Origin of the sequence: Mesorhizobium sp. M00.F.Ca.ET.216.01.1.1 (genome assembly GCF_004010325.2) — a bacterium.
Classification (GTDB): domain Bacteria; phylum Pseudomonadota; class Alphaproteobacteria; order Rhizobiales; family Rhizobiaceae; genus Mesorhizobium.
In genome coordinates this window covers 1-302 of sequence record NZ_SADR02000451.1, presented here as the reverse complement: position 1 = coordinate 302, position 302 = coordinate 1, and the positions used below count along the sequence as shown (strand labels likewise).

The 302-nt window shown below is 69.2% G+C and carries 1 pseudogene; it reads left to right on the top strand.

Annotated features, from left to right (window positions below):
* Window positions 1-302 (top strand): annotated as a pseudogene (locus EN859_RS36910) (Asp/Glu racemase); the annotation flags it as partial.

Here is a 302-nt window from a genome sequence, read left to right as displayed (position 1 = left end):
GATCAACAACGGCCTCGTCAGCTATTTCACCGGACGCGGCCTCGACATCGCCGCCGTCGCCACTTTCGACCGGCGTGACGATCGCGAGGCGGCCCGCATCTCGCTCGCCTCGATCGAGGCCGCGGCCGAGCGCATGGCGGCGGCGCCGGGTGTGGACGCGATCTTCATCTCCTGCACCAGCCTGCGCGTCGCCGAAGCCGTGGCGGAGCTGGAACTGCGCATCGGCATTCCCGTCACCTCTTCCAATCACGCCATGGCCTGGCTCTGCCTGCGCCTCGCCGGTATCGACGACGTGGTGCCGG